Origin of the sequence: Streptomyces sp. HSW2009, from assembly GCF_040240285.1 — a bacterium.
In the GTDB taxonomy this organism is placed as follows: Bacteria; Actinomycetota; Actinomycetes; order Streptomycetales; family Streptomycetaceae; genus Streptomyces.
The window spans coordinates 1-4787 of the sequence record NZ_JBEHZD010000563.1 but is presented as its reverse complement, the minus strand read 5'-3'; the positions used below and the strand labels follow the sequence as shown (position 1 = coordinate 4787).

The 4787-nt window shown below is 75.4% G+C and carries 3 protein-coding genes; all 3 read right to left on the bottom strand.

What is annotated here, in order from left to right; all coding sequences use genetic code 11:
* On the bottom strand, positions 1–1843 hold a 1843-nt coding region (locus AAHZ94_RS28595; protein ID WP_349996480.1), incomplete at its 3' end, for a (2,3-dihydroxybenzoyl)adenylate synthase.
* Complete coding sequence (locus AAHZ94_RS28590) at positions 1840–3012, bottom strand: isochorismate synthase (RefSeq protein ID WP_349996481.1); 1173 nt, start codon at positions 3010–3012, stop codon at positions 1840–1842. The genes AAHZ94_RS28595 and AAHZ94_RS28590, both read right to left, overlap by 4 nt.
* Before the next feature lie 460 nt (positions 3013–3472).
* Positions 3473–4249, bottom strand: a complete 777-nt coding sequence (locus AAHZ94_RS28585; protein ID WP_349996478.1) for a 2,3-dihydro-2,3-dihydroxybenzoate dehydrogenase — start codon at positions 4247–4249, stop codon at positions 3473–3475.
* Between the last annotated feature and the right edge of the window lie 538 nt (positions 4250–4787).

Below are 4787 nucleotides of genomic sequence, written 5' to 3'. Positions count from 1 at the left end.
GGGGGGGGGGGGGGGGGGGGGGGGGGGGGGGCTGTGGGGGGGGGGCCCCGGGGGGCGGGGGGGGGGCCGGGGGGGGGGGGCGGCCGGGGGCCGGCGGCGGGGCCGGCGGCCCGGCGGCCGGGGCCGCCGGTGTTGCGGGAGTTGCCGGTGTTGCCGGTGTTGCGGGGGCCGCCGGCGCGGCGGTCGCGGCCTCGGCCTCGCGGGCGGCGAGTTGGGCGGCGATCGCGGCGCGCAGGTCCTTCTTGCTGACCTTGCCGACCCCGGTGTGCGGGAAGGCGTCGACGAACTCGACCCGGTCGGGCACCTTGTACGCGGCCAGCCCACGCTCGCGGACGAACTTCTTGATGGCGATCGGGCGCACCGGCTCGGCACCGGCCCGCGGCACGATGTACGCGCAGGTCCGCTCGCCGAGGTAGGCGTCGGGCATGGAGACCACGGCCACGTCGTGCACGGCCGGGTGGGCCAGGATGTGGTTCTCGATCTCCTCGGCCGCGACCTTCTCGCCGCCCCGGTTGATCTGGTCCTTGGCCCGGCCCTCGACGACCAGGTAGCCGTGTTCGGTGAGCCGGACCACGTCGCCGGTGCGGTAGAAGCCGTCGGCGGTGAAGGCGGTCGCGTTGTGCTCGGGGGCCCGCCAGTAGCCGCGGATGGTGTACGGGCCGCGGGTGAGCAGGTGGCCGGTGGCGCCGACGGGCAGGTCCTGGTCGGCGTCGTCCACCACCCGGATCTCGTCGTCGGGCGAGATGGGGCGGCCCTGGGTGGTGACGATGGTCTCCTCGTCGTCGTCCAGGCGGGTGTAGTTGACCAGCCCTTCCGCCATCCCGAAGACCTGCTGGAGGGTGCAGCCGAGGGCCGGGCGGACCCGGCGGGCCGCCTCCTCGCTGAACTTGGCGCCGCCGACCAGGAGCACCTGGAGGCTGGAGAGGTCGTACTCGCCGCGCCCGGCCGCCTCGATCCAGGCGAGGGCGAGCGGCGGGACCAGGCCGGTGAGGGTGACCCGTTCCCGTTCGATCAGCGGGAAGGCCACGTCGGGGCTGGGCTGCGGGGCGAGCACGATGCGGGCCCCGGCGTACAGCGCGCCGAGTGTGCCGGGCGAGCTGAGCGGGAAGTTGTGCGCGGCGGGCAGCGCGCACAGGTAGACGCTGTCCTCGTCGACGGCGCAGATCTCGTTGGAGCCCCACAGCGAGTACAGGTAGTCGTCGTGGGTGCGCGGGATCAGCTTGGGCACGCCCGTGCTGCCGCCGGAGAGTTGCAGGAACGCCAGGTCGGATGGGGCCGGCGGGTCGGCGATCGGGCCGGGCTCGGCGGCCAGTTCGTCCAGCGGGGTGTGCGCGCCGGCCTCGCCCCGCGCGCCCGCCACGAAGACGTGCCGCAGCGTGGGCACCTGGGCCCGCACCGTGCTGGCCAGTTCGCGGTAGTCGAACCCGCCGTGCACGGCCGGGATGACGTACGCGGCGGCCTCGGTGAACTCGCAGAAGTAGCGCACCTCGCTCTCGCGGTGCGCGGGCAGCGCGAAGACGGGCAGGGCGCCGATGCGGAACAGGGCGAACATCACGTCGAAGAACTCGGCGACGTTGGGCAGTTGCAGCACCACCCGGTCGCCCTTGCCGATGCCGCGGGCCAGCAGCCCGGCGGCGAGTTGGTCGGCGCGGGCGTCGAGCTGCCCGTAGCTGACGCGGCGGCCGTCGGGCGCGCCGGGTGCGGGCGCCGGGTCGATGACGGCGATCCGGTCCGGGTGCTTGGCCGCGCGCTCGCGCAGCATCTGCCCGAACGTTTCACCGCGCCACCAGCCGGCGGCCCGGTACCGCTCGGCGAACTCGCTCGGCCAGGTCGGCGTGCTCACTGGTCAACCCCCACCGCGTGCAGGAACGTCTGGAACTTGGCGCCGGTCTCCGCCGTCTCGGCCGCCGGCGGGGAGGCCGCGACGACGCCGGCGCCGGCGTACAGCCGAAGCGTGCGCTGCTCTGCTTCGGCACAGCGGATGGTGACGACCCATTCGCCGTCCCCACTGGCATCTTCCCAGCCCACCATGCCCGTATAAAGACCGCGGTCAAACGGTTCGAGCTCGCGGATGACCTCGCGGGCCAGGCCGGTGGGGGTGCCGCAGACGGCCGGGGTCGGGTGGAGCGCGCAGGCGAGTTCCAGGGCGGTGGCGGTGCGTCCGTCCCGTACGGCGAGGTCACCGGTGACGGTGGTGGACAGGTGCCACATGGCGGCGGTGCGCACCAGGGTCGGCCGCTCGGGCACCTCCAGCGTGGTGCAGAACGGGGCGAGGCCATCGCGTACGGCCGCCACGACCATGGCGTGCTCGTGCAGGTCCTTGGCCGACTCCAGGAGGGCGGCGGCCCGGCGGACGTCCTCGGCGAGGTCGGCGCTGCGCGGTGTGGAGCCGGCGAGCGGGTTGGCGACCAACTGGCCGCCGCGCCGGGTGACCAGGAGTTCGGGGCTGGCGCCGAGGAGGGTGCGGCCGGCGCCGGTCGGCAGCGCGAAGGTGTAGCCGCCGGGGTCGCGGCGGGCCAGTTGCTGCACCATGGCCGGCAGGTCGAGGTCGGTGGGCGCGGTCAGCTCCAGCGTGCGGGCGAGCACGACCTTGCCGAACTCGCCGCGCTGCATGCGGGCGACGGCTGCGGCGACGGCGGCGCCGTACGCGGCCGGCTCGGGGACCGGGCGGACCGACCAGCCGGTGGGCTCGGGCCTGGCGACGGGCAGCGCGATCAGCGGGTCCTGGGCCAGCGGCGGGGCCCAGCGGACCGTCTCGGGGACGGCGAGGGCGGCGGGCGCGTCCTGGTCGAAGGCGACGGCGCCGACGACCAGCGGGGGCCGCCCGTCCAACGTCGGCTGTCCGGCCAGCGTCTCGGCGACCCGTTCGGGCAGCGGGCGGGCGTCGTGCGGGACCTCGGCGCGTACGCCATGGGCGAGCAGGGTGCGGGTGGGTGAGGCGAAGAAGCGTGCGTCGCCGGCTGCGTAGGCGTCCAGCAGGGCGGTGGCCGAGCCGACCGCGGCGGCGTGGATGCGGTCGGTGCGCTCGGGGCGCTGCGGGGCGCGGGCCTGGCCGGCCGCGGCGGGCGCAGCGGCAGTCGCAGCGGGCTCAGCAGTCGCAGCGAGCGCAGCGGCCTCGGCGCCTTCGGCGGTCTCGGCCGCGTCGGTGGCCTGCTGTCCCGCGGTGGCGGGTGCGGCCGGGTTCGCGCCGTGCGCTCCGCTCGGCCCCGAGGTGGAACCCGGCGCGGGCGGGGCGGATATCGGGCGCTCGGCGACCTCGTGTGTCGTCGTCACCTGCTACTCCATTCCTTCGGTGCGGTGGCACCGGTCGGGGTGTCGTGGGGCGGCCGCCGGCCGCGAGGGGCCGGGGCCTCGGCGGGCCTGGCCGCCGCTCGAGGGGGCGGGCCGGCCAGCCGGGGGGTGGGGGCGCGTCCGCCGGTGGGCCGGGACGCTTCGATGGGCGGGGCGCGTCGTTGGGCCGCCGCCGGTGCGCTCAGGCGCGCAGGGTGGCGCCGCCGTCCACGTACAGGTCGTGCATGGTGATGTGGCGGGCGCGGTCGGAGACCAGGAAGGCGACGGCCTCGGCGATGTCGGCCGGTTCGGCGATGCGGCCGAGCGGGATGCCCACCCGGTAGCTGGCGGGGTCGCCGTCGATGACGCGCAGCGGGGCCTGCGGGTCGGTCCACAACTGCCGCTGCATGGCGGTGTCGGTCGACCCGGGCGAGACGACGTTGCAGCGCACGCCGCTGCGGGCGAGTTCCAGGCCGAGGCACTTGGTGAACATGGTGGCGGCGGCCTTGGAGGCGGCGTAGGCGGCCATGCTGGTACGCGGCACGCCAGCCGCGTTGGAGCCGACGGTGACCACGCTGCCGCGGCGGCGTTCGCTCATCCGGCGGGTGACGGCGCGGCAGGTGTGGAAGACGCCGGTGGTGTTGACCGCGAAGGTCTCGTCCCAGTCCTGGTCGGTCAGTTCGGCCACCGGTGCGGGCCGCAGCACCCCGGCGACGTTGACCAGGACGTCGATCGGCCCGGTGGTCTCCTCGACGGTCGCCACCAGGGATTCCACGGCGGCGCTGTCGGTGACGTCGGCGGTGTGCGCCTCGATGCCGGCGCCGTAGTCCTTCGCGAGCGCCGTGACGCCTTCGGCGTTGCGGTCCACGGCGGCGACCTTGGCGCCCTGGTCGGCGAGCATCCGGGCCACCGCCTCGCCTATGCCCTGACCGGCGCCGGTGACCAGCGCGATCCGGCCGGAAAGTTCGGGCTGCTGCACGGTAGTTACCCCCCTAGACCTACTCAGACATGACCTTACTTAGGTAACCCTAACTTAACATGCACCCTCGGCCTGCCCCAGGTGACGGGCCTCTCACAGGTTGGAGTGCGGGCCCCGCCGCACGGGGCCCCGGCCCCATGGACGGAGCCTCAGCTTCCGCTCGGGCGTGACCGGATGACGGCGGCTCACAGCGGGCGGCCGTGTCGCGGAGACGGGGCGGGTGTGACATTCGGGGCGATCGGTGCGGCCAGACGGCCCGTACGGGCGGGGTGACGCGCACGGCCACGGGCCGCGACCCGTGGCCCGTGGCCCGTACACCTTCCCGTCCGCACCCAACGCGTACCGACCCGCACAGGCCCCCACGCACCCAGCCCACATCGGCTTCACCCAGGCCCTCACGCACCCGCCAGGGCCACCCACCACAACGTCAAGCGGTGGGGGGGGGGGGGCGCCCCCCCCCCCCCGGCCGCCGCGGCGTCCCGACAGCACCGAACGTAGGAGTTGAACCAATCTTCAAGTCAAGGACGGCCCGGGCGCC